This window comes from Pseudoalteromonas shioyasakiensis, from assembly GCF_019134595.1.
GTDB classification, from domain to species: domain Bacteria; phylum Pseudomonadota; class Gammaproteobacteria; order Enterobacterales; family Alteromonadaceae; genus Pseudoalteromonas; species Pseudoalteromonas shioyasakiensis_A.
The window spans coordinates 2014922-2036284 of record NZ_CP077770.1 but is presented as its reverse complement, the minus strand read 5'-3'; the positions used below and the strand labels follow the sequence as shown (position 1 = coordinate 2036284).

The window sequence follows — 21363 nt, the reverse complement described above, 5'->3', positions numbered from 1 at the left end:
TTCCTCAGCCTTATTTCAAGCACGCTGGCCCAATGCTGTCGAAGGTTTTATAAGTTAATAAAAACTCTTGATGGCCCATTTGCTCAGATTTGGTTTGTTCACCATTCCCGACTCGAACAATCAAGTCAAAAATCTCATCACCCACTTGCTTAACGGTTTTACTTCCTTCAATGACAGCGCCGGCATTGATATCCATATCATCACTGAGGTTTGCATAGGTTTCTGGATTGGCGCAGATTTTAATAACCGGTGAAATGGCTGAACCAACAACAGAGCCGCGGCCTGTGGTAAATAAGGTGATATGGGCACCTGAGGCTATCATTTCGACAATCTCTTGGTTGTCAGAAATATTCGGAAAACCAAACATTGGTTCGCCATCGGGCACCACATCCATTAAGAACAAGCCTTTTTTATTTGGCTTTTCTCCTGGTTTAATAATGCCGTTTATTTGCGATGCGCCAGACTTGGCATAGGCACCCATTGATTTTTCTTCTTGGGTTGTTAAACCGCCTTCAGCATTGCCTGGGGCAAAACTGCCATAGCCCATTTTAGTGTAGTAATTTTCTGCTTTGACGACACAATTAATGAGCTGCTTGGCTAGTTCAGGACTTTCTGCTCTATGAGCCATAATCTGCTCACAACCGACAAGTTCGCCGGTTTCTTCAAAAATACAGGTTGCATCAGCTTTAATTAATCGGTCAAAACATTTACCAACTGCCGGGTTTGCGCTAATGCCACTGGTGCCGTCTGAGCCGCCGCAAATAGTGCCAATGACTAGTTCATCGACGCTCATGTCTACAACAGGGCATGATGAAATTTGATCTAAGATAGTAGTAGCTTCTTGCACCCCTTTTGCAATTGTATTTTTAGTACCCCCATTATTTTGGATAACAAGCGTGCTTACAGGACGGCCAGACTGACTAATTGCTTCACTTAGTTGCTCTCGGTTAAATCCTTCACAACCTAAAGATACGAGCAAAACACCGCCAACATTAGGGTGGGTACATAGTTGAGTCATCATCGAAAGAGCATAGCTGTTTGGATAACAGCCCGGAAAACCAATAAGCTGAATATCTTGATTGTTCGACTTATTAACTATTGTCCTAGCGACATGGTGAGCACACTCAACCAAATAGGCAACAACTACAGTGTTACGAATACCTTTTTTACCATTACTTCTTAAATAGCCCTGCATATTAATCTCCACTAACTGAGTGCCTAGTGTGGCTTGCTATATAGTCACTCTTCATATTGTGAAGGTGCACATGCTGTCCTTTTTTAATATCGTCAGTGGCAGATCCGATAGGCACACCGTATTTTAAAATTTGTTCACCTTTTTGAATTGCACGGCAGGCAACTTTATGACCAACAGTGACATCTGTATTAAGCGTTAGCTCATCATTTGCAATGGTGATCGCTTCACCATGGTACGCAGCCTGACAACAAACAATAACGTTATCTTGCTCATGCAGTAACACAAATTTTTTTTCAGACATTTCACTCTCTCATTAAAAGTTAGCAGCCAATAAAAGATTAGCAATATAATTTCATGTTTGAATTTAATTTTCATATATAAAATATGTTTAATGAATATCCAAGTCAATACCTTTCCTTACATATTAAGGCGCTAATTTTTTGACCTGATCAGTTTTTTTAAAAAGAGAAATTTTAAACATCTGTTTTTAAAGATTAATTTTAAATTGTTACTTTTCTTATATGAAATTAAATTGCATATATAAATTTTACGTGCAATCTTCTATTGATAGGTAGTACTTAAAAGACCGAATTAAAAACAATTGACAAAGAGCATGACAAACGATGAACACACTTAATTTAAGAACAAGAGAGGGAAAAGTAACAGCACCCCTAATTGCAAAGGACATGCTTATACCTTTTATTTTAGTTGCAGCACTTTTTCCACTTTGGGGGTTTGCAAATGACATTACTAACCCCTTGGTAAAAGCTTTTAAAGATATATTTCTGATCTCAAATGCACAGAGTAGTCTTGTGCAATTTGCATTTTATTTTGGTTATGGGGTAATGGCGATTCCGGCAGCACTATTTATTCGTCATTATTCGTACAAATCTGGAATATTACTTGGATTAGGCCTATATGCTTTTGGTGCATTACTTTTTATACCTGCTAGTTATTATATGGAATTTAACTACTTTTTGGCCGCACTATGTATATTAACCTGTGGGTTAGCATTATTGGAGACAACAGCAAACCCCTATATCTTATCAATGGGGGATGAACAAACTGCAACAAAACGCTTGAATTTAGCGCAAGCATTTAATCCGATAGGATCTTTGGTGGGGATGTTTGTAGCTTCAACTTTGATTCTCGATAAGCTTCAACTCGAACAGTTTAGAGCTGAAGAAAAACTACAGCATCCTGAATATGCGAAGCTCCTTCCAGCCATCGTTGATGGAAAGCTAACAGAGGCACTTCATACGCTCTCTATAGAACAACCATTAAAACATCAAGCAATGCAAGCTGCTGACTTAGTAACTGTACGTGGCCCTTATGTAGTCATCGCGATCATCGTTATTGTGCTATTTTTTATCTATTTATTTTATCGCTTACCAAATACACAGGTTAATAAAGTAACTAAAAGTAACAGTGACTTGAAACAGGTGTTTATCCGACTTTTGAAGAATAAACGGTATATTGAGGGAGTAATAGCACAAGTATTTTATGTGGGCGCACAAATTATGTGTTGGACATTTATTATTCATTATGGAATGACTGAAGTGGGTTTAACTGCATCCCAAGCGCAGAACTTTAATATTGTTGCTATGTGCATTTTTCTGGTAAGTCGTTTTGTCTGTACGTATTTACTTAATTGGTTTAATGCAGCAATTTTGCTCATCGTTTTTGCAATTTGTGCTGCGTGCTTAATGATTGCGGTTATATTTACAGGGGGAATGACAGGACTTTATTGCCTTATTGCTGTTTCGGGTTGTATGTCTTTGATGTTCCCTACTATTTATGGCATCACACTAAGCGGTTTAAAAGATGATGCAAGTATTGCGTCAGCGGGTCTTGTTATGGCAATTGTAGGGGGCGCACTTATGCCACCTTTACAAGGATTTATGATTGATTCTGAGCCGCTGATAAAGTCGTTAAGTTCTGTACAAACGTCATTTGTTCTTCCTTTTATATGTTTTATATTCATAACTGTCTTTGCCTATCGAGTAATCTGTGTACACACTAACGAAGAGGAAAAATAGTATGCAATTTTGCTTAACTTTAGAACTTCAAAATAATAGTGATTTAATTGCAGAATATGAGAAGTATCATGCACCGGGCAATGTATGGCCGGAGGTTGTAGCCGCTATACAAGAGGCTGGTATAACTAATATGGTGATCCATCGATTAGACACGCAATTAATTATGATACTGGAGACATCAGATGGATTTAGCTTTGAAGAAAAAGCAAAACTTGATTCAAAAAATAGTAAAGTTCAGGAGTGGGAAACATTAATGGAAAAGTTTCAAAAGATTGATGAGACAGGTAGTAAACTTGGTAAGTGGCGGCTTGTTAAACGGATTTTTTCTCTTGATGAACAAATAGCAGCTTTTTAAACAGTTACTGCGCTTTTTCTTATAAATGAAACTAAGGTATACTTTAAATCTGAGGAAAATTTATAGCTAGCCAAAGAGTTAGTAAGTAATATTAAGGTCTAAATCAGTGGAAAACGAAAAGGATTCTAAAGCACGGAAAAAAGTGTATTCTGCCCCAGCGCTTGAAAAAGGATTGGATTTACTTGAGTTACTTTCAAGTGAAGTAGACGGTCTCAATATCACGGAAATCACAACGAGACTAGATCGCTCGGTCGGCGAGTTGTTTAGAATGCTGGCGGTATTAGAGCAACGTGGTTATATCGAAACACCTGTGGGTAGCGATAGACATAGAATGACCTTAAAACTTTTTGGTTTAGCGAATCAATTCCCACCTATTAAGCGTTTAACATCATTAGCTAACCCTTTAATGCACAAGTTATCTTATACCATTGAGCAGTCATGTCATTTAGTAATCTACTATGAAGGAAAAGGTCATGTTGTGGTTCAGCAAGACTCGCCTTCAGCCCGTATCTTTAGCGTTAGGCTTGGGGCTGAAGCCCCTTTAGTAAATACTTGCTCAGGGCATTTATTGTTGGCGTTTTCTGAACAAGAAAAGCGTGAATTGATGCTCAGTCGAATTCCTAGTGACCACCCTCAGTCAAATACCGTAGCACTTGAGGATATTATAAGTCGTGTTCAAACTCAGGGGTATGAAAGTGTGATCAGTGCACAAGCTCATGGAGTAAATGATATTGGTTATCCGGTGTTTGATGCAACAGGTCAAATCGCAGCAGCGTTAGTTGTGCCATTTATTGATTTCACTGACGGCTCTCATTCAACTGGTATGAATGTGATCCACGAAAATATGAAAGCAACAGCCTTAGAAATGTCGAAGCTATTAGGGTATGAGTGATCCCAATTATTAAATTAGACAAATTTAGAATTGGTACGACCGAGTGGATTCGAACCACCGACCTTTGGACCGGGCCGTTAAGAGTGGTAGTGCTCTTTCCTTTGTCTATACTATACCTAAATCATGGTACAACCGAGTGGGTTCGAAGCACCGATTTTGGCGTGGGTCATAGAGAGCGGTAGTGCTCTAACCAACTGAGCTAAGGAATATTTTAAATTTGGAAAATTAAGTATTGGTACGACCGAGTGGATTCGAACCACCGACCTCTACCATGTCAAGGTAGCGCTCTAACCAACTGAGCTACGGTCGTACAGGCATTTAATTCTGAAGTAGATTAAATGTTTTGGTACAACCGAGTGGATTCGAACCACCGACCTTTGGACCGGGCCGTTAAGAGTGGTAGTGCTCTTTCCTTTGGTTATACCTAAATCATGGTACAACCGAGTGGATTCGAACCACCGACCCCTACCATGTCAAGGTAGTGCTCTAACCAACTGAGCTACGGTTGTATTTTGATTTTAAACAGTTGTTAGTGTGGCTAAACAACGGAGGCTAATATATAGCGACTGGTTGTGTGAATCAAGCAGCTTTAGCTATTTTTATGCTAAGTGCTGTTTTTTTATTCATAACGGACTAATTTCGCACCTTCTATAAAAACCTTGCCACCAAGTGACATGGCTTTTAGCAGAGCGCTTAAGACTTTGTAAAATTGCGTCATTACTTTCGCTATTTACAAACTGGGCCAATTCGGTGTCATGCCATATTTGCTGGTAAAGGGGTTGTAGGGTTTCTAATCGACCCACTAAGAATGATTGATAGGGCTGTAATTGCTCTAAATAAAACTTTTTAAACACATTACTTAGCGTTTGTGCCTTTTGTTTATTCTTGTTAGCAGGGCAGAGCTCATCTTTTGAGTACTGCATGAGCAGCGCTGTTATTTGTTGATTGTAATGTGTTTGTAACCTTGCCGCCGAAATTAACAGCTTGTTGTATTTAAAGCGGTTTAATACTTCGAGTTGGTTGATGATTAGCTCAGGCTCTATAGCGTTTATTCTGCCGGTATTAATTTGGCTGTTTAATTTAGCAATCTGCTCCATCGCGCTCACGGTTTCGCTAAAACCTGCGGTGTTTTCATCAATGTGTGTCGAGCTTATATGCCAGCTTTGCTTGAATTCGCTTTCGTTGAGCAGCATAGCTTTAAAGTAGTTAGGGAGACTTGCTTGCTTTTGCTCTGCGGTGAGTTTTATTTTTTCAAATAACTCTTCTTGCTCACCCAAGCTTTCTAAGCACTCATTTGCGCTTTGTATAAACTTAATTTGATAACTAAGAACATTAGCTGGTGTTGCAGTTTTGCCAAGCTGGTTATTGTGCTCAGCAATAAGGGTTGCGAGTTTACACTTACGCAACTGGGCAAGCTCAAGCATACCAATGGTTGCTTTATCTTCAATACCGTGAGTGAAATGCTTAACAGTTAATGTGCTCGGTTTAGATAGCTTAAAGCTTTCGGTTTTAAGCACGTTTTCTAATCTTTGCGCGTAGGTTTTATTTACATCACCGGATGAGGGCGTGCAGGCAATAAGTGCAACACACGCTGTTGCGAGGAAAGAGTTTAAAAGGCTATTGGTATTGCAAAAAAGGTGCATGTTTAAATCGCCTATGAACAGTGAGCATCAACATAATTGCTGCGGCACTCAACCCCACAATAATGCCTATCCAAAAGCCATGAGGGCCCATTGCTGGAACAATTAAATCTGTACGAGCAAGTACGAAGCCAAGCGCAAAGCCGATCAACCAATAGGATACAAAGGTGATATAACCAATTGGTGCCGTGTATTTTAATCCCCTCAAAATACCATTGGCAGAAACTTGCAGGGCATCTGGTAACTGGTAGATACAAGCCAGTACCATGATTGAAGAAGCTAGGGCCAATACTTCAGGGTTGTCAGAATACAATTGGCTTATAATATCACGGGCAAAAAAGGTCACACTTGCCAGCAGAAAAGCAATAATTGCCGCGAGAATATAACTCGTTTTAACGGCATTTTTTAACTGCTGATAATGTTGTTGGCCAAATAAATTACCTATTCGTATGCTAATGGCAATTGAGAGGCTCAACGGCATCATAAACAATAATGTCGTCACACTGGCCGCAATTTGGTGACCCGCAACAGCAACTGCACCTAAGTGCGCTATAAACAAAGGAATACAAGCAAATAGCGTTACTTCAAAAAAAGTAGCTAATGAAATTGGAATACCCACTTTGGTGATAGTCCATAAAGTAGCGGGCTTTGGCGCTCTGAAATTTGCTAATAATGCTTTAGCATCAATCTTTTTACTAAATTGGCAATAAATAACCTGAGTTAACGCCATTGCTGTAAATACTAGCGCCGTGGCAATACCGCAGCCTGCGCCACCATAGGCTTGAAAACCTAATTTACCGTGTATAAATACGTAATTGGCCGGAATATTGACCGCTAAGCCAATTAAGCTAATGTAAAAAGCAGGTTTGGTCATTCCCATACCTTCAGTGATATTGCGATACACACTGAAAAGTAAAAAGCCAAAAATACCCCATTTAACAAAATGAATGTATTGCTCAGCTAAATGGGTAATAGACTGTGAAGTATCTAATTGACTAAGCACCGAATCAGCAAGGCTTGCCAGCCCTAAACCGATTATGGCAAGTACTAACGCCAGATACAGACCTTGTTGAAAATAGTGGCTAATACCTTGTTTATCGTTTGAACCAGCAAACTGCGCAATGATACCCGTTAACGCCAATAATATGCCTTGCAATGCAAGCATTAACGGATTCCAAATACCTGTTGCAATAGAAAGTGCCGCCAAGTCTATTGCACTTACTTGGCCTGCCATCACGGTATCTACAACCGTCATTAAAATAAGGGTTACCTGTGCCAAAAAAACAGGAATGGCTAACGAAATTAACCTTTTGGCTTCCCAACTACAAAAAGACATAAATTACACGACTAAATAAACAGACAGCCATTGTAATCTATTCATAGATCAATAAAAATCGCAGTTATCTATTTAATGAATAAAAGAGAAAGCGATGTTCACTGGAATTGTGCAAACGCAAGCCGTTGTGGTTGATGCTACTAACCAAGGCGGTGTACTAAGGCTAGCTTTACAAGTAGAGCAGCAATATGCTGAAAACCTGAATATCGGCGCGAGCATAGCCATTAATGGTTGTTGTTTAACCGTGGTGAAGTTTGCATCAGACACTAAAGGGTACTGTGTTATAAATTTTGATGTGATTGATGAAACATTAAAGTTAACCAACCTAGGTATGCTGGCTGTCAATGAAACGGTGAATTTTGAACGTTCAGTGACTTTTGGTACTGAATTAGGCGGGCATATCGTGTCGGGTCACATTCATTGTATGGCCGAGATACTTTCAATTAACCACTATCAAGACAACTGTAAAATGCAATTAGCATTAGCAAAAGAGTGGCAAAAATACGTGCTTTATAAGGGTTTTGTAAGCGTTAACGGGGCAAGCCTCACTGTAGGTGAAGTTGATGAGCAGGGCTTTTGGCTACACTTGATCCCAGAAACACTCTCTATCACTAACCTAGATAACTACCGCGAAGGCGATAAGTTAAATATCGAAGTCGATCAGCAAACTTATACCATTATTAACACAGTCGAAAATTATCTCTCGCAACAAGCAAAATAAATACATCAAACGAGCTAAATAAATATATAAAACGAGCAAATTAAAAAATTTGCTCGTCGTCACTATCGACATGTAATTCAAGTTTGTTGTGTGCGTAATCGATATGCATATTCAAATGGATGGGATTGCAACATGCTGCGCAATCTTCATAGTAATCTTGGTCACCGTCACTTGCATCAAGTGCTACATGAATGTGGTGGCCACAGTGAGGGCATGAAATCCGTTGTGTGTATTGGTCTTTCATCAGCTTTTACCTTAATCAGGCATGCCTGAGTTCGTTAAATTGCAATCTTCATTAAACCCTAACTCATCAAAAATGAATCTAGATTTAATTAGATTGATATAACTCACTAACCGAATTGATATAAGCATTGATATAAACGTGGTGCTACCAATTCGGTTAGCATCTTCATTAATACGCTTTATAAGTTAAATATAGCTGTGTTTAGCTGTTTGTGACATTCCTTTTACAGTGATTTCGCGCTTATTTCAGTAGCTGATCAATTTGTTGTTTTGCTTCAGTAAGATAGTGCCCAGCAAATATATTGGCATTATTGAGCATAGGGTATAGTTGATAGATGGCTCTACGTTGCTCGTAACCAACCTGCAGTGGGTAGATATTGTTGTAGGCATCATAAAAGCTATCAGGCAGTGGAGCATAAAGCTCACTCATTGCTATATCGCATTCCCGATCACCATAATAACAAGCAGGGTCAAACACGCTGGGTACATTATTATAAAAGCCCATATTTCGACGCCAAAAATCACCGTGTAATAACGAAGGTTGTACAACATGGCTATGCAGTGCGTCTTTAACAAAAGCGATGAAGGTGTCTTGGTTGACCAGTTCAATGCCTTTTTCTTGTAATAACTGCAATTGCCAGCCAATACGTTCTTCAGCAAAAAATACATCCCATTTTTTGTGCCAGCGATTTGGTTGTAGAGTAGGACCAAGAAAATTATCGTTATCTAAGCCGAACATAGCTTGAGTATGCTTTTGGTGTAAATGGGCAAGGTGCTCACCCATTTCATGCCAATTGGTATGGGGCTGTTTATCAAGCTCTAACCATTCAAGCACGATAAATGAAAACTCGATATTGCAACCTGTGGTGATGCAATCTGGGATCATAAATAGGCTTTCTTGGGTTAATAGCTCTAGATTAAAGGCTTCGCACTCTAAGCGCTCCAGATCACTCAAGTGAGCGACTTTCACAAAGAAGTGGTGTAGATCATCACCAATTTGGAAGTATTTGTCGTTATTGGGTGATTGTAATTGGCGCTTAAAGGTATGCTTAAATTCAAAGTGCATCGCTTGGCTAATCTGTTCATTCACCGAATTCCACATAATTTTGTTCACCTTTTAACCATATAATTAAACTATGGCAAAAAGACGATGAATTAACAAACCCATAGCGTTAATATTGTTAAAGTTTATCGAAGTATTTATGAGGGGTCAGATGAATAAAAGTCTTATTACTAATTTAGTGGCGCTTGCCTTAGTATTAGTCGGATTTTTATTTGAACAAGCAATTGTGCTTTCTGTTGGTTTATTTGCGTTATCGGGCGCAGTAACTAACTGGCTTGCTATTCACATGCTATTCGAAAAAGTACCATTTTTATACGGCTCAGGGGTTATAACTTTAAAGTTTGCGTCTTTTAAAGTGGCTATTCGTAACTTGGTAATGACCGAGTTCTTCGCCGAAGAGAAAATCGATCAGGTCATGGCGTTAGCTAAGCCTAATATTGATTTAGAGCCTGTGATCAGTGAAGTTAATTTAAGTCCGGCTTATGACTCTTTGATTGAGGTTATCGAAAACTCACAATTTGGTGGCATGTTGTCGATGTTTGGCGGCCGTGATGCGCTTGAGCCAATGCGTGAACCTTTCATTGAAAAAATGAAAGCAGCGGTGATTGATATTTCAAAGAGCGACGAATTTAAAACCATTCTTGATGAAAAGCTATTTGCTAACTCTCATCTTGGTGGATCATTGCACAGTACTGTTGAGCGTTTAGTTGATGAGCGTTTAAATGAGCTTACGCCAACCATGGTGAAAGATATTATTCAAACCATGATCAAAGAACATTTAGGTTGGTTAGTGATTTGGGGTGGGGTGTTTGGCGGTTTATTTGGCCTGATCGCTGCGCTAGTCTAATGAATAAGAAATTTGTAGCAGGCCTTTAAAGACCTGCTACAGTGAATTCATCATTATTTAGAACCAGCAATTACAATCACTGTGTCATCAGATACGTTAGCAATATCTTGGATACTGGTTTTTGTTGCTGTTTCAAAATTTAAGTATTTTGCAGAGTTATGAAAACCATAAGTGCTTGCAAACTTATCGGTCGTCATATCATTACAAAGTAGTTTTTCTGTCATTACGCGTTTGCTCAAGCGTAGGTCGCGCATTGTGCTCGATACGTTTAATGGTTTGTTAGAGGCAATGGCCATGCAAGCCTGCGTGCCAGGCGAGTTATCTGCTGCGACAAATTGTGCTGCACTTGCATCAGTTGCTGCTAGTGAAGAACCTAAAATTAATGCTGTACCTAGTGCTGTAGTTAACGTATTCATCTTTCTCTCCAGTTGTTGTCCGTATTACGTTTAGTATGTGCGACCTCGCTTTTATGGATACTTCACACTTCCTGTTTGCTGGGCACATTTAAAGTATTACGCTAAACAAGAACAATTGCTGTTAATGAAAATCGACAAGATGTAAGTAAGTATGTAGATGTGAACAAGCAAAACTAACCGCTTGATAAGTGCTATTTTAAAGTGTGAATTTTGACACATATAGGCTGAAATTTTTTTCATTTATTTTTTTAAAACGTGTTTTAGCTCGTATTAAAGGCTTGATTTTTACGTAGCTGTTACATTTAAGTATTAACTCTAGCTTTTCTTAAAAAGGCTAATCAAAGTATAAGGAGCATGAGTGACCACAAAATTAGCAGGCTATTATCAACAAGCCTATGCATCTGAATCAAAACACTTTAATCAATGTTTTTATTGTGGTTGTGAAGCAACTGAGCGAGATTTTTGTCCGCCACTGCATATGCTGCAAAGCATTATAGATTTAGGCGAAGAGGCTGAATTTATATCAATTCCAGCTTGTTATGAGTGCTTTGCATTACTGCATAACGAACGAGTGCTGACGATTAATGGGCGAGTTACAAAGCTTAAAAAGAAACTTTCAACAAAATATGCAAAAGCGCTGAGAATTTATCACATGTGGCATGAGAGTGAACTTCACGATATGAGTGATGAGTTTGTGCACAGTATTAAAGCCGGCATGAAGTTAGGTGCAGAGGCGGCAGAGCGAGTAGCATTTCAAGGTTATAGCTATGCAACTGAAGATGCCAGCGTCACTATTCGTGAGAAGCGTGCCGAATTTGATGTGCAAGGCAAAGTCTTTTATGACTTTAAAGACGCGCTTAATTACTGCATTAATGATTTACAAGTCGACAGAACAGAGTTCTATAAGCTTGTGGTAGAAGATTATAACGGTGATTTTAACCGTGCATTGAGTCAATATCGCCATCGAAACGAAAAAGTAACCGCAGCTAACGATGCTGATTCACTGATTAAAAGTTTTGCAAAGCAGCATAAGCAAAATTCAGACTTTGTAACTCGAACTGTGAAACATTTTATCAACAAAGATCCGAGCTTAACTACCGAAGGTGCGCTAGAGCAGCTATATAACAACTACATAAAGAAATAGTGCTCTGTGAGGCTGGTTGTTCGTCTTGAATATTGGTGACTGGCCTCGTTTACTCGCATTAGAATTAACAATTAGTTAAAGTAATTAAATAATAAAAAAGAGGAACGTAAGAATGCAAAAATTTGCACCATCCTTGTTGGTTATGGCGCTTGGTGTCGCGTTAGCGGGTTGCCAAGACAATGGCCCACAAGATCCAAAAGTCTCAATTAACAAAAACCCATACCCAAGCACTTATCAGCCACTTGCATCACAAAGTACGTTAATCACTAATGCCACTGTTTTAACTGGCACTGGTGAACGTTTAGATGACGCAGATGTATTCTTTGTTGATGGCAAAGTACAACAAGTAGGTAAAGACCTTGCTGTTCAAGCTGATAAAACAATTGATGCACAAGGTAAGTGGGTAACACCGGGTATTATTGACGTGCATTCACATTTAGGTGCATACCCAACTCCATCAGTGGCATCTCACCAAGATGGTAATGAAATGACCAGCCCTGTGACTGCAGAAGTATGGGTTGAGCATTCAGTATGGCCACAAGATCCAGGCTTTAACCGTGCTCGTGAAGGCGGTATTACGTCATTACAAATTCTACCTGGTTCAGCAAATTTAATTGGTGGCCGCGGTGTAACACTTAAAAACATTCCTTCGCACACAATGCAAGGTATGAAATTTCCTGAAGCACCGTATGGTTTAAAAATGGCATGTGGTGAAAACCCGAAACGTGTTTATGGCCGCAAAGGTGTTTTACCATCAACGCGTATGGGTAACATGGCGGGCTATCGCACTGCGTGGATTGACGCTACAGAGTACAAACGCGAATGGGATAAATACGAAAGTGACTATGCTGCGGGTAAAAACCCTGCTGCACCTCATCGCGACATTAAGCTAGATACTTTAGCAGGTGTGTTAGAAGGTGACATTTTAATCCATAACCACTGTTATAAAGCAGAAGAAATGGCCATGATGATCGACCTTGGTAAAGAGTTTGGTTATCACTCAGGTACTTTCCATCACGGCGTTGAAGCATACAAAATTGCTGACTTACTTGCCCAGAACGGTAACTGTGCGGCACTTTGGCCAGATTGGTGGGGCTTTAAAATGGAAGCCTACGACATGGTTCAAGAGAACGTAGCAATTGTAGATGCTGTTAAAAATTCATGTGCCGTTGTTCACTCTGATTCAGATACAACTATCCAACGCTTAAACCAAGAGGCTGGTAAAGTGATGTATCGCGCGAATGATGTGGGTTATGACATCTCTGAGCAACACGCAATTAAGTGGATCACCTCAAACGCGGCTAAATCACTTGGTATTGATGATAAGACAGGTTCACTTGAAGCAGGTAAGCAAGCTGATGTGGTTATTTGGAACCAAAACCCATTCAGTGTTTATGCCAAAGCTGAACAAGTATTTATCGATGGTGCCAAAGTTTATGATCGTAATGATGATAAATACCAAGCACAAAGTGATTTCATGCTAGGTCAAAAATAGGAGTAACATTGATGACAAAATTAACTAAATCATTAAAGCTGTCACTTGTTGCTGCTGGCTTATTTTCTGCGACAGCAAGTGCTGCATCGGTAGCGATTGTAAATGCAACACTACACACTTCAACAAAGCAAGGCGTACTTGAAGGCGCAAGCGTTGTTATTGAAGATGGCAAAATTGTTGCTATAAACCCAGCGTCTATCGACGCGGATACAACCATTGATGCAAAAGGCCAAATCGTGACTGCTGGCTTTATTGGTACTATGAACCAATTAGGCTTAGTCGAAGTGGGTGCTGTTGCAGGGTCACGCGATGGTGGTGACGACAAAGCGGGCATTGATTTTGATCCAAGCCTTGCGTTCAACCCACGCAGTAGCTTAATTCCTTATGCACGCAAAGGCGGCATTACTCAAGACGTGATTGTACCAAACGGCGGTGACAGTATCTTTGCGGGTCTTGCATCTGTAGTTGATCTATCAGGCAGCTTTGAAAGCGTAAATAAAAAGCAAGTTGCGCTTGTTGTTCACTTAGGTGAAAAGAGTAAAGGCTCACGTGCTATGTCGATGAAAACACTTATCGACAAGCTTGAAGGCGAAAAGTCAGCTAAAAAAGATGATAAAAAAGAGCCATCAACAGAGCAAAAAGTGCTAGCTGCTGTGCTTTCGGGAGATATGCCACTGATTGCGAGTGTTCAACGCGCATCAGACATCTATGAGCTTGTTAAGTTAAAAGAAGCCTATGGCATCAATTTAGTGATTCATGGTGCTGATGATGCTGTTGTGGTTGCGGATGCTCTAGCTAAAGCGGATGTACCTGTGATCATCAGTTCTATGGCTAACTTACCGGGTAGCTTTGATTCATTACATGCAAACCTTGCTAACGCAGGTAAGCTTGAAAAAGCTGGTGTAAAAGTCATTATTGGTGTTGCTGGTGACTCAAGCCACAATGTATACCAATTACGTTTTGATGCAGGTAATGCTGTGTCATACGGTATGAGCCAACAAGGTGCACTTAGCGCAGTAACCAGCAATATTGCTGATGTTTTTGGTTTAAACTCAGGCGCAATAGCCAAAGGTAAACGCGCAAACCTAGTTATGTGGTCTGCAGATCCATTTGAGCTTAACTCACACGTAAGCAAAATGTGGATTAACGGTGAAGAAGTTTCAACCGAAGCGCGTCAAGATAAACTGCGCGATCGTTATACAACTGATTCAGCGATGCCACGCGCTTATACTAAATAAGCGTTTAAGCATACGGAAAGGCCGCAAATTTGCGGCCTTTTTTAATGCTTTTTTCAAATTAAAAACTAAAAAATAAGATTGCTTAGTTTATAAAGGCTAAGGCCAAATATAAGCAGTATTACTGGCACAATCACAAGGTTAAGTAAAAGCGAATTAGTGTAGCCTTTCATCACCGATTTTTGATTCACTAACCATACAAGGTAACAGGTTACAATTGGAAGTAATAAACCATTGGCAGCTTGCGCAAAGATGATAACCGCAACTGGATCAAGTCCAAGCGATGCGACCAGTGCACCAAAAACAAGGATAGTAATAGCAACCAGTTTAAAGCGTGTATCACTCATTTGTGTTGACCAACCAAGCATGCCGCATACAGCATAAGCACCCGCAAGCGGTGCGGTGATTGCGCTAGTAAGCCCAGCTGCACATAAACCGATAGCAAAGAAATAATGAGCCATACCACCTAGAAGGGGCTCAAGTTGCACAGCCATATTGGCCGCTGATATTTTACCTGCATCAGTACCATAAAATGCCACAGAGGCTGTCGATAAAATTGCTAACGTGATTATGCCACCTAAAGTAATCGAAATACCTGTATCAAGGTTTGTTTCTTTGATTACTTTGTCGATGTTTTTTGAACTATCGTGTTTTTCAGCAAGTACCCCAGAGTGTAAAAACAGGTTGTAGGGCACAATTGTTGTGCCAATCAAGGCAAGTACCGTGGTGATTGAATTATCTGGTAAGCTAGGTATAAACCCTTTTAGCACTTCACCAAGTGGCGGAGCCGCCATCACTAGCGTTGAAATAAACACTAAACTCATCAACACCACTAAAACAATTAACGCACCCTCAATGACTTTATGTTTGCCAGTGTACAAAAGAACTGCACTTAAAATTGCAATAAGGGGAGTCCAGAGTATTGGGCTTACAGCAGGTAGTATTTCTTGCAGTCCTAAACTTGCACCAGTCAGATTGCCTGCTTCATAAGCTGCACTGCCAATGCCAATCGCACTTATTACTAATATTACAGCCAGGGCTTTAAATACCGGTGTTTGAATGGTTGTTCTAAGTGCTGAGGCTAAATCTAGCCCTGTAGCCACGCCAAGACGAGCTGCCATAGATTGCAACAAAATAGTCGCTACAACAGAGAACAATAAAGTCCAAATAAGAGCAAAGCCAAAATTAGCACCAGCAACACTTGCCGTGGTGATGGTACCTGGGCCAATAAAAGCAGCGGTGACCAGAAGTCCGGGACCTAAACGCATAAAAAACCTTTATTATTAGAGTTTTAGTATTTTTGTGGTGAAATATTATTCATACCACAAAATGATCAATAGGTAAGGGTAAAGGCTCTTAAGGCTGCGGTAAAGTAGAAATAGCAACAAGGCTAACCTGAATCGAAATTTAAGAAAATTTAATAATGCTAATTGCAAGTAAGTCTTATTTAAGATACTTTGTTGTATATGCAACTAAATGTGGTGAACGCTTTTGGAAAATATTAAACATCAAGCAGAAGTGCCTTTAACAGTCTCTATAGGACATTTAACAGGTTTAGCGAGTCGTTTATTTAATCGGCTTTTAACTTCCCGGTTTAAGCAGGCAGGTATCAATATCACAGCTGAACAATGGGGAGTGATCTTAACTCTAAAGCAATATGGCTCCATATCACAAAGCCAAATCTGTGACATTTTGTATCTTGAAAAATCAAGTGTAAGCCGCTCAGTTGAAGTATTGGAGAAAAATGGCTGGGTTATGCGAGTTAAGTCAGAAACCGATAGCCGTACAAAATTGGTTAATCTGACAGAGCAGTCACTCGATGTTGTGAATGAATGCACAAAAATTGCTCAGAGTGTTTTAGATGATTCTCAAAATCATATTGATCTTAAAGGTTTAAATGAATCGCAAGAGCTATTACTTAAGGTTGTCTCAAATCTTCGAGCTTTGCTCAAATCATAAATTTTATTTTTTATTAATAAGGAATTAGTATGTCTAAAAGAAATGCATTAATTACAGGTGGTGCGCGCGGTATTGGTGCAGCTTGCGCAAAGGCATTGGCCGCTGAAGGTTACCGAGTATTTATTAATTATGTAAATAGTTCAGAAGTTGCTAACAAGCTTGCTGATGAAATAACTGCAAATGGTGGAGAAGCCTTTGCTGTTAAAGCAGATGTCCGTGATCAGCTTCAAGTTGAAGAAATGATAAATAATATCAGCCAGCACGGCGGAGTTGATGCACTTATCTCAAATGCGAATATGAATTTTACTTCGAAGCCTTTTCTTGAGCAGACTTGGCAGGAATTTTCTCAAAAATTAAATGATGAAATGTTTGCAGCTTACAACACCGCTCAACTTGCAGCTAAAGTAATGAAAGAAAAGCAGTTTGGTCGATTAATATTTATCTCAAGCACGTTATCAGAAATGCCAGCACCTGCTTTTATTGCTCACGGTACTGCAAAAGGCGCGCTTGATAGTTTTAATAAATATTTGGCTCAAGAGCTTGGTCCTTATGGGATCACTTCAAATATCGTTGCGCCTGGTCTTGTAGAAACAGATGCAACAAAAGAAGCGCCAGAAGAGTTCAAAGAAATGATTAGACAACACACTCCGACGCAAAAAATTGCTCAACCGGAAGATGTTGCGAACACAGTGCGCTATTTAGCAAGCGAGAAAAGTGGCCATATTACGGGCACTTACAACCCGGTTTGTGGTGGGGCTTATATTCAATAGTTTGAATAAATGTACAGTAAAATTAACGGTGCTTTTTTAAGCACCGTTTTAGTTTAGCGACCGGTTAAAAATAAATTTAGTTTTCTTAAGCTTCAAATAATACTCACATCTATTCTTACTTCATAATTTGCTCATCAACGCTGTAAAATTTATACACTCTGCGAACAATTGTTACAGCAATAACTAAATCATATAAATAACAACCTATAAATCAGTGCTTTAAATTGGTTGGTTTTTTGCAGGGGATAGGCATTCATGTTGTTATACAAAAGGAAATGAAAATGCCTGAACTTACTTTTTCAGCTTATGCAGCTGTGTATGTTTTTCTAATTATGCTAACTATTCAGTGGATAGTTGCAGCTGTCACTAAAGCCAAACAACCCAATGCGGTGCCTGGTAAACTCGATAATTCATTAAGTCATGACAGCTTTGTGTTTCGTTCGCATCGCACATTTATGAATACCTTAGAAAATAGCCCGTTATTTTTAGGTACCGTATTTCTTGGGTTCTTTTTAAACTTGAACAGCAGCGCATTTGCACTGTGTATATGGGTGTATGTGATTGCAAGGATCATTCATATGCTGCTGTATTATGGTGTGGCTACTGAGAAGAATCCAAGCCCACGCAGCTATTTCTTTTTAATCGCTGCTTTGGCAAATATTGTGATGCTCGTTCTGATTGGTTTACGTTTGATTTAAACAGCATTGCTAACATATAAAAAAGGCATTGAAAGAATACTCATTCAATGCCTTTTTTAATAGTGAAAACCTAGCTACTCAACGCCGATAAAGCCACCGGTTTGATGTGACCACAGGGCAGCATAGATGCCACCTTGTGCGATTAATTGCTCATGAGAGCCTTGTTCAACCACGCCACCTTCATCAAGCACAATGAGCCTATCCATTTGCGCAATAGTTGATAAACGGTGTGCAATGGCAATCACTGTTTTGCCAGTCATTAAATCGTCTAGGCTAGTTTGAATCGCGGCTTCTACTTCAGAATCAAGAGCACTGGTTGCCTCATCTAATATAAGAATTGGCGCGTCTTTTAGAAGGACTCGTGCAATAGCAATACGTTGACGTTGACCACCAGAAAGCTTCACACCGCGCTCACCAACTTGTGCGGCAAAGCCTTTATTGCCTTTGCTGTCTTCAAGGTCTTCGATGAACTCAATTGCTTCTGCTTGCTTTGCGGCCGCAAGCATTTCATCTTCAGTTGCATCGGGTCTACCATAAAGAATGTTATCTTTCACTGAGCGGTGTAACAGTGAGGTATCTTGCGTCACCATCGCAATGTGCTTACGTAAGCTTTCTTGGCTTACCTCAGCGATGTTTTGACCATCAATACGAATTGTGCCCGAGTCAACATCATAAAAACGCAGTAATAAATTCACTAAGGTAGATTTACCTGCGCCAGAGCGACCCACTAAACCTATTTTTTCACCCGGTTTGATGTCTAGATTTAAACCATTGATAACAGGGCCGCGATGGGTTTCGTTGGCAGCTTTACCATAGTTAAATTGCACATTCTCAAAGCTTATCGACCCTTCATTAACTGCAAGGGTACTCGCATTTTCTTTATCATCCACTTCAATTGGTGTTGATAGGGTTTTCATACCATCAGCAACAGTACCAATGTTTTCAAATAGGCTACTTATCTCCCACATGATCCACTGTGCCATACCGTTTAATCTCAGTGATAAACTCACCGCAATGGCGATAGCACCAACACTGATGGCGCTAATTGACCATAGATACAAAGAGAGGGCAGCAATACTAAATACCAATAAGTAATTTAGTGTGTTGATAGAGAAGTTTAGGCTAGTAACTAAGCGCATTTGCTTATATACCGGTTGTAAAAACACATCCATGCTATCTTTTGCATATTGTTCTTCTCGCTGTGTGTAGGAGAACAATTTGATAGTCGAAATGTTAGTGTAGCTATCAACTACACGTCCGGTCATTTCTGAGCGCGCATCAGCCTGCGAGCTGGCTACTTTCTTGAGCTTTGGTACAAAATACATTTGAATAGCTGCATAAAGAACTAACCAAACTAATAATGGCAACATTAAACGCCAGTCAGATTCTGCGACCAAAAACACCATAGCGCCAAAGTAGACCACGATATACATTAGAACATCGAGCAATTTCATCACTGATTCACGAACAGCTAATGAGGTTTGCATTACTTTTGTCGCAATACGGCCGGCAAATTCGTTTTGATAAAAACTAACACTCTGACGAAGCAAATAACGGTGTGCTAACCAACGGATAGACATAGGATAGTTGCCAAGCAGCGCTTGATGTAACACCGCTGAGTGAAAGAACACGACAATAGGCAACACCACCAGCAACATAATTGCCATTTTTGTAAGCTCAGCCTGCTGTTCAACAAACAAGGTATCTGGGGTGTATTCGCCAAGCCAATCGACAAGCTGGCCCATGTAACTAAATAGCGATACTTCTAAAATAGCGAGTGCTGCGGCGCTTAACGACATTAGCAGCAATGAAAGCTCCATGCCACGGGTATAATGACGGCAAAAAGCAAATAAGCTATTAGGTGGCTGAGAGGGTTGCTCTTTAGGAAACGGATTAGTCATCCGCTCAAATAAACGATACATAGACGACGCTTTTTAAAAAATCAAAGTGGCCTTACTATATCATTTGAGTGGTTTTTTAGCAGTTCATTTAATTTAAAAACTAAGATTAAAATCTATCAACTATTCAGTTATTTACATCTAGTGTGAGAAATGAAAATATAATAAGAAAAAGGAATTAATGATGAAAAAGTTGCTTTGTACGCTGTCCCTCGTTTTTAGCTTACCGCTTTGTGCCTACCAAACCGACACCCACATATTTAAGGGCAAAAAAACCGCCATCGAGAAACCTGTAACGGTGACATTACCTGATGGCTATCAGGACTCAAAAAAGTACAATGTTATCTATGTATTACATGGCTACAGTGGAAATCACAGCGATTGGACTAAGCTGACAAACATTGAAAAACTGGCAGACCAATATGATGTCATCATTGTTAACCCAGATGGCAACTTCGGTTCGTGGTATCTCGATTCTGATATCGACAAAAGCTCGCAATACGAAACCTACATCGCAGACGATTTACTAAATTATATCGACTCTAAATATTCGACTAATCGGTCTAAAAGTGGCCGTGGTATAACAGGCTTATCAATGGGGGGCTTTGGTGCCTTGCACATTGCAATAAATCACCCAGCCCAGTTTGCAGCAGTTTCAGGGATGTCTGCAGGTGTCGATGTTAGGCCCTTTAGTGCAGAGTTTGACCTTGCAAAAGTACTTGGCAGTTACGCTGAGAACAAAGGTAAATGGGATAGCATTGCCATTATTAACAATCTTCATAAAATTGCAGCAGGTAATACGGCATGGAAAAAGGGCGGAGATACCTTATCGATTATGCTTGATATTGGTGTTGATGACTTTTTTATTGATCAAAACCGAGCGCTGCATCAAGCGATGTTAAAAATGCGCATTCGCCATGACTATGTTGAACGTCCGGGCATTCATGACTGGCACTATTGGAATAAAGTGATTGCCTATCAATTTTTATTTTTAACCTCACATATGGCGCCATAAAAGATGTTTCAACGTATCCTTGTGTTAATTGCCATCAGCTTTTTTGGTTTTATTGGTTGGGTTATTTATCTTGCCAATACTGGGCAAAAGTCGGTGTTTTTCGAACTCGTTGCGGCAATTCCTTTCGGTGATAAGTTGGGCCATTTTTGCTTATTTGGACTACTTACGCTTTTCATCAACCTAGCCTTTAAGTTTAAAACAATGAACGTTGCTGGGCGGCCTATTTATTTAGCTGTGTTGATTGTTAGTACATTTGTGATTTTAGAAGAGCTAAGCCAGAATTTTGTCGAATCTCGAACGCTAGACTTTGTCGATTTAATTGCTGACTTTACGGGTATTGCGGTATTTAGCGCTATTTCAGCTTGGCTTTGCAAAAAGTTATATCCAACTAAGGTCTAAACT

The 21363-nt window shown here is 39.8% G+C and carries 22 protein-coding genes and 2 tRNA genes; 13 read left to right on the top strand and 11 right to left on the bottom strand.

Annotation, left to right across the window (positions count from 1 at the left end):
* Positions 1 to 10: 10 nt before the first annotated feature.
* Positions 11 to 1195 carry a UxaA family hydrolase gene (locus KQP93_RS09440; RefSeq protein ID WP_217874166.1) on the bottom strand — a complete coding sequence of 395 codons (1185 nt, stop codon included), beginning with the start codon at positions 1193 to 1195 and terminating at the stop codon, positions 11 to 13.
* A gap of 1 nt (position 1196) precedes the next feature.
* The gene (locus KQP93_RS09435) at positions 1197 to 1496 is read right to left on the bottom strand and encodes a UxaA family hydrolase (RefSeq protein WP_217874165.1); all 300 of its coding nucleotides are present in this window, start codon (positions 1494 to 1496) and stop codon (positions 1197 to 1199) included.
* A 322-nt stretch (positions 1497 to 1818) separates the two neighbouring features.
* Between KQP93_RS09435 and fucP the strand changes: the two genes are divergently transcribed.
* From fucP to KQP93_RS09420, 3 genes are all read left to right on the top strand, one after another.
* Positions 1819 to 3234 (top strand): L-fucose:H+ symporter permease, encoded by a 1416-nt coding sequence (gene fucP, locus KQP93_RS09430; RefSeq protein ID WP_217874164.1) that lies wholly within the window; start codon positions 1819 to 1821, stop codon positions 3232 to 3234.
* A gap of 1 nt (position 3235) precedes the next feature.
* Complete coding sequence (locus KQP93_RS09425) at positions 3236 to 3589, top strand: L-rhamnose mutarotase (RefSeq protein ID WP_217874163.1); 354 nt, start codon at positions 3236 to 3238, stop codon at positions 3587 to 3589.
* A 106-nt stretch (positions 3590 to 3695) separates the two neighbouring features.
* Complete coding sequence (locus KQP93_RS09420) at positions 3696 to 4481, top strand: IclR family transcriptional regulator (protein ID WP_254907658.1); 786 nt, start codon at positions 3696 to 3698, stop codon at positions 4479 to 4481.
* A gap of 233 nt (positions 4482 to 4714) precedes the next feature.
* On the opposite strand, the gene KQP93_RS09415 is transcribed toward KQP93_RS09420, so the two are convergent.
* From KQP93_RS09415 to KQP93_RS09400, 4 genes are all read right to left on the bottom strand, one after another.
* Positions 4715 to 4791 (bottom strand) — tRNA-Val (locus KQP93_RS09415).
* Between the two features lie 122 nt (positions 4792 to 4913).
* Positions 4914 to 4990 (bottom strand) — tRNA-Val (locus KQP93_RS09410).
* 114 nt (positions 4991 to 5104) lie between these two features.
* Complete coding sequence (locus tag KQP93_RS09405) at positions 5105 to 6124, bottom strand: DUF3080 family protein (protein WP_217874162.1); 1020 nt, start codon at positions 6122 to 6124, stop codon at positions 5105 to 5107.
* Positions 6099 to 7457: an MATE family efflux transporter gene (locus tag KQP93_RS09400; RefSeq protein WP_217874161.1), complete on the bottom strand. Its 1359-nt coding sequence runs from the start codon at positions 7455 to 7457 to the stop codon at positions 6099 to 6101. Before KQP93_RS09400 ends, KQP93_RS09405 begins: the two co-directional genes overlap by 26 nt.
* A 94-nt stretch (positions 7458 to 7551) precedes the next feature.
* Between KQP93_RS09400 and KQP93_RS09395 the strand changes: the two genes are divergently transcribed.
* Positions 7552 to 8178 carry a riboflavin synthase subunit alpha gene (locus tag KQP93_RS09395; protein ID WP_217874160.1) on the top strand — a complete coding sequence of 209 codons (627 nt, stop codon included), beginning with the start codon at positions 7552 to 7554 and terminating at the stop codon, positions 8176 to 8178.
* 40 nt (positions 8179 to 8218) lie between these two features.
* Here the strand turns inward: KQP93_RS09395 and KQP93_RS09390 are convergent, their stop codons facing one another.
* Both KQP93_RS09390 and KQP93_RS09385 read right to left on the bottom strand, forming a co-directional pair.
* Positions 8219 to 8422: a CPXCG motif-containing cysteine-rich protein gene (locus KQP93_RS09390; RefSeq protein ID WP_054561385.1), complete on the bottom strand. Its 204-nt coding sequence runs from the start codon at positions 8420 to 8422 to the stop codon at positions 8219 to 8221.
* Positions 8423 to 8662: 240 nt separating this feature from the next.
* On the bottom strand, positions 8663 to 9523 hold the full coding sequence (locus tag KQP93_RS09385; RefSeq protein ID WP_217874159.1) for a fructosamine kinase family protein: 861 nt from the start codon (positions 9521 to 9523) through the stop codon (positions 8663 to 8665).
* 112 nt (positions 9524 to 9635) lie between these two features.
* Here KQP93_RS09385 and KQP93_RS09380 point away from each other — a divergent pair, with 112 nt between their 5' ends.
* Positions 9636 to 10331: a hypothetical protein gene (locus KQP93_RS09380; RefSeq protein ID WP_054561387.1), complete on the top strand. Its 696-nt coding sequence runs from the start codon at positions 9636 to 9638 to the stop codon at positions 10329 to 10331.
* A 53-nt stretch (positions 10332 to 10384) separates the two neighbouring features.
* Here KQP93_RS09380 and KQP93_RS09375 read toward each other — a convergent pair whose 3' ends face one another.
* Positions 10385 to 10747: a DUF3718 domain-containing protein gene (locus KQP93_RS09375; RefSeq protein ID WP_217874158.1), complete on the bottom strand. Its 363-nt coding sequence runs from the start codon at positions 10745 to 10747 to the stop codon at positions 10385 to 10387.
* 358 nt (positions 10748 to 11105) lie between these two features.
* Here KQP93_RS09375 and KQP93_RS09370 point away from each other — a divergent pair, with 358 nt between their 5' ends.
* From KQP93_RS09370 to KQP93_RS09360, 3 genes are all read left to right on the top strand, one after another.
* Complete coding sequence (locus KQP93_RS09370) at positions 11106 to 11891, top strand: hypothetical protein (RefSeq protein WP_217874157.1); 786 nt, start codon at positions 11106 to 11108, stop codon at positions 11889 to 11891.
* A 112-nt stretch (positions 11892 to 12003) separates the two neighbouring features.
* A complete protein-coding gene (locus KQP93_RS09365) occupies positions 12004 to 13386 on the top strand; it encodes an amidohydrolase (protein ID WP_217874156.1) in 1383 nt (460 codons plus the stop codon).
* Between the two features lie 11 nt (positions 13387 to 13397).
* A complete protein-coding gene (locus KQP93_RS09360) occupies positions 13398 to 14624 on the top strand; it encodes an amidohydrolase family protein (protein ID WP_217874155.1) in 1227 nt (408 codons plus the stop codon).
* Positions 14625 to 14689: 65 nt separating this feature from the next.
* On the opposite strand, the gene KQP93_RS09355 is transcribed toward KQP93_RS09360, so the two are convergent.
* Positions 14690 to 15889: an Nramp family divalent metal transporter gene (locus tag KQP93_RS09355; protein WP_217874154.1), complete on the bottom strand. Its 1200-nt coding sequence runs from the start codon at positions 15887 to 15889 to the stop codon at positions 14690 to 14692.
* Positions 15890 to 16112: 223 nt separating this feature from the next.
* Here KQP93_RS09355 and KQP93_RS09350 point away from each other — a divergent pair, with 223 nt between their 5' ends.
* The 3 genes from KQP93_RS09350 to KQP93_RS09340 all read left to right on the top strand — a co-directional run bounded on the left by KQP93_RS09350 (position 16113) and on the right by KQP93_RS09340 (position 18048).
* Positions 16113 to 16580, top strand: coding sequence for a MarR family winged helix-turn-helix transcriptional regulator (locus KQP93_RS09350; protein ID WP_217874153.1), 468 nt, complete (start codon positions 16113 to 16115; stop codon positions 16578 to 16580).
* 29 nt (positions 16581 to 16609) lie between these two features.
* Positions 16610 to 17350: an SDR family oxidoreductase gene (locus KQP93_RS09345; protein ID WP_217874152.1), complete on the top strand. Its 741-nt coding sequence runs from the start codon at positions 16610 to 16612 to the stop codon at positions 17348 to 17350.
* A 281-nt stretch (positions 17351 to 17631) separates the two neighbouring features.
* Positions 17632 to 18048, top strand: coding sequence for an MAPEG family protein (locus KQP93_RS09340; RefSeq protein WP_217874151.1), 417 nt, complete (start codon positions 17632 to 17634; stop codon positions 18046 to 18048).
* A gap of 74 nt (positions 18049 to 18122) precedes the next feature.
* Here KQP93_RS09340 and KQP93_RS09335 read toward each other — a convergent pair whose 3' ends face one another.
* Complete coding sequence (locus tag KQP93_RS09335; RefSeq protein WP_217874150.1) at positions 18123 to 19970, bottom strand: ABC transporter ATP-binding protein; 1848 nt, start codon at positions 19968 to 19970, stop codon at positions 18123 to 18125.
* Positions 19971 to 20130: 160 nt separating this feature from the next.
* Between KQP93_RS09335 and KQP93_RS09330 the strand changes: the two genes are divergently transcribed.
* Together KQP93_RS09330 and KQP93_RS09325 are read left to right on the top strand one after the other, a co-directional pair.
* The gene (locus KQP93_RS09330; protein ID WP_217874149.1) at positions 20131 to 20961 is read left to right on the top strand and encodes an alpha/beta hydrolase; all 831 of its coding nucleotides are present in this window, start codon (positions 20131 to 20133) and stop codon (positions 20959 to 20961) included.
* A 3-nt stretch (positions 20962 to 20964) separates the two neighbouring features.
* Positions 20965 to 21360 carry a VanZ family protein gene (locus KQP93_RS09325; RefSeq protein WP_217874148.1) on the top strand — a complete coding sequence of 132 codons (396 nt, stop codon included), beginning with the start codon at positions 20965 to 20967 and terminating at the stop codon, positions 21358 to 21360.
* Positions 21361 to 21363 lie beyond the last annotated feature (3 nt).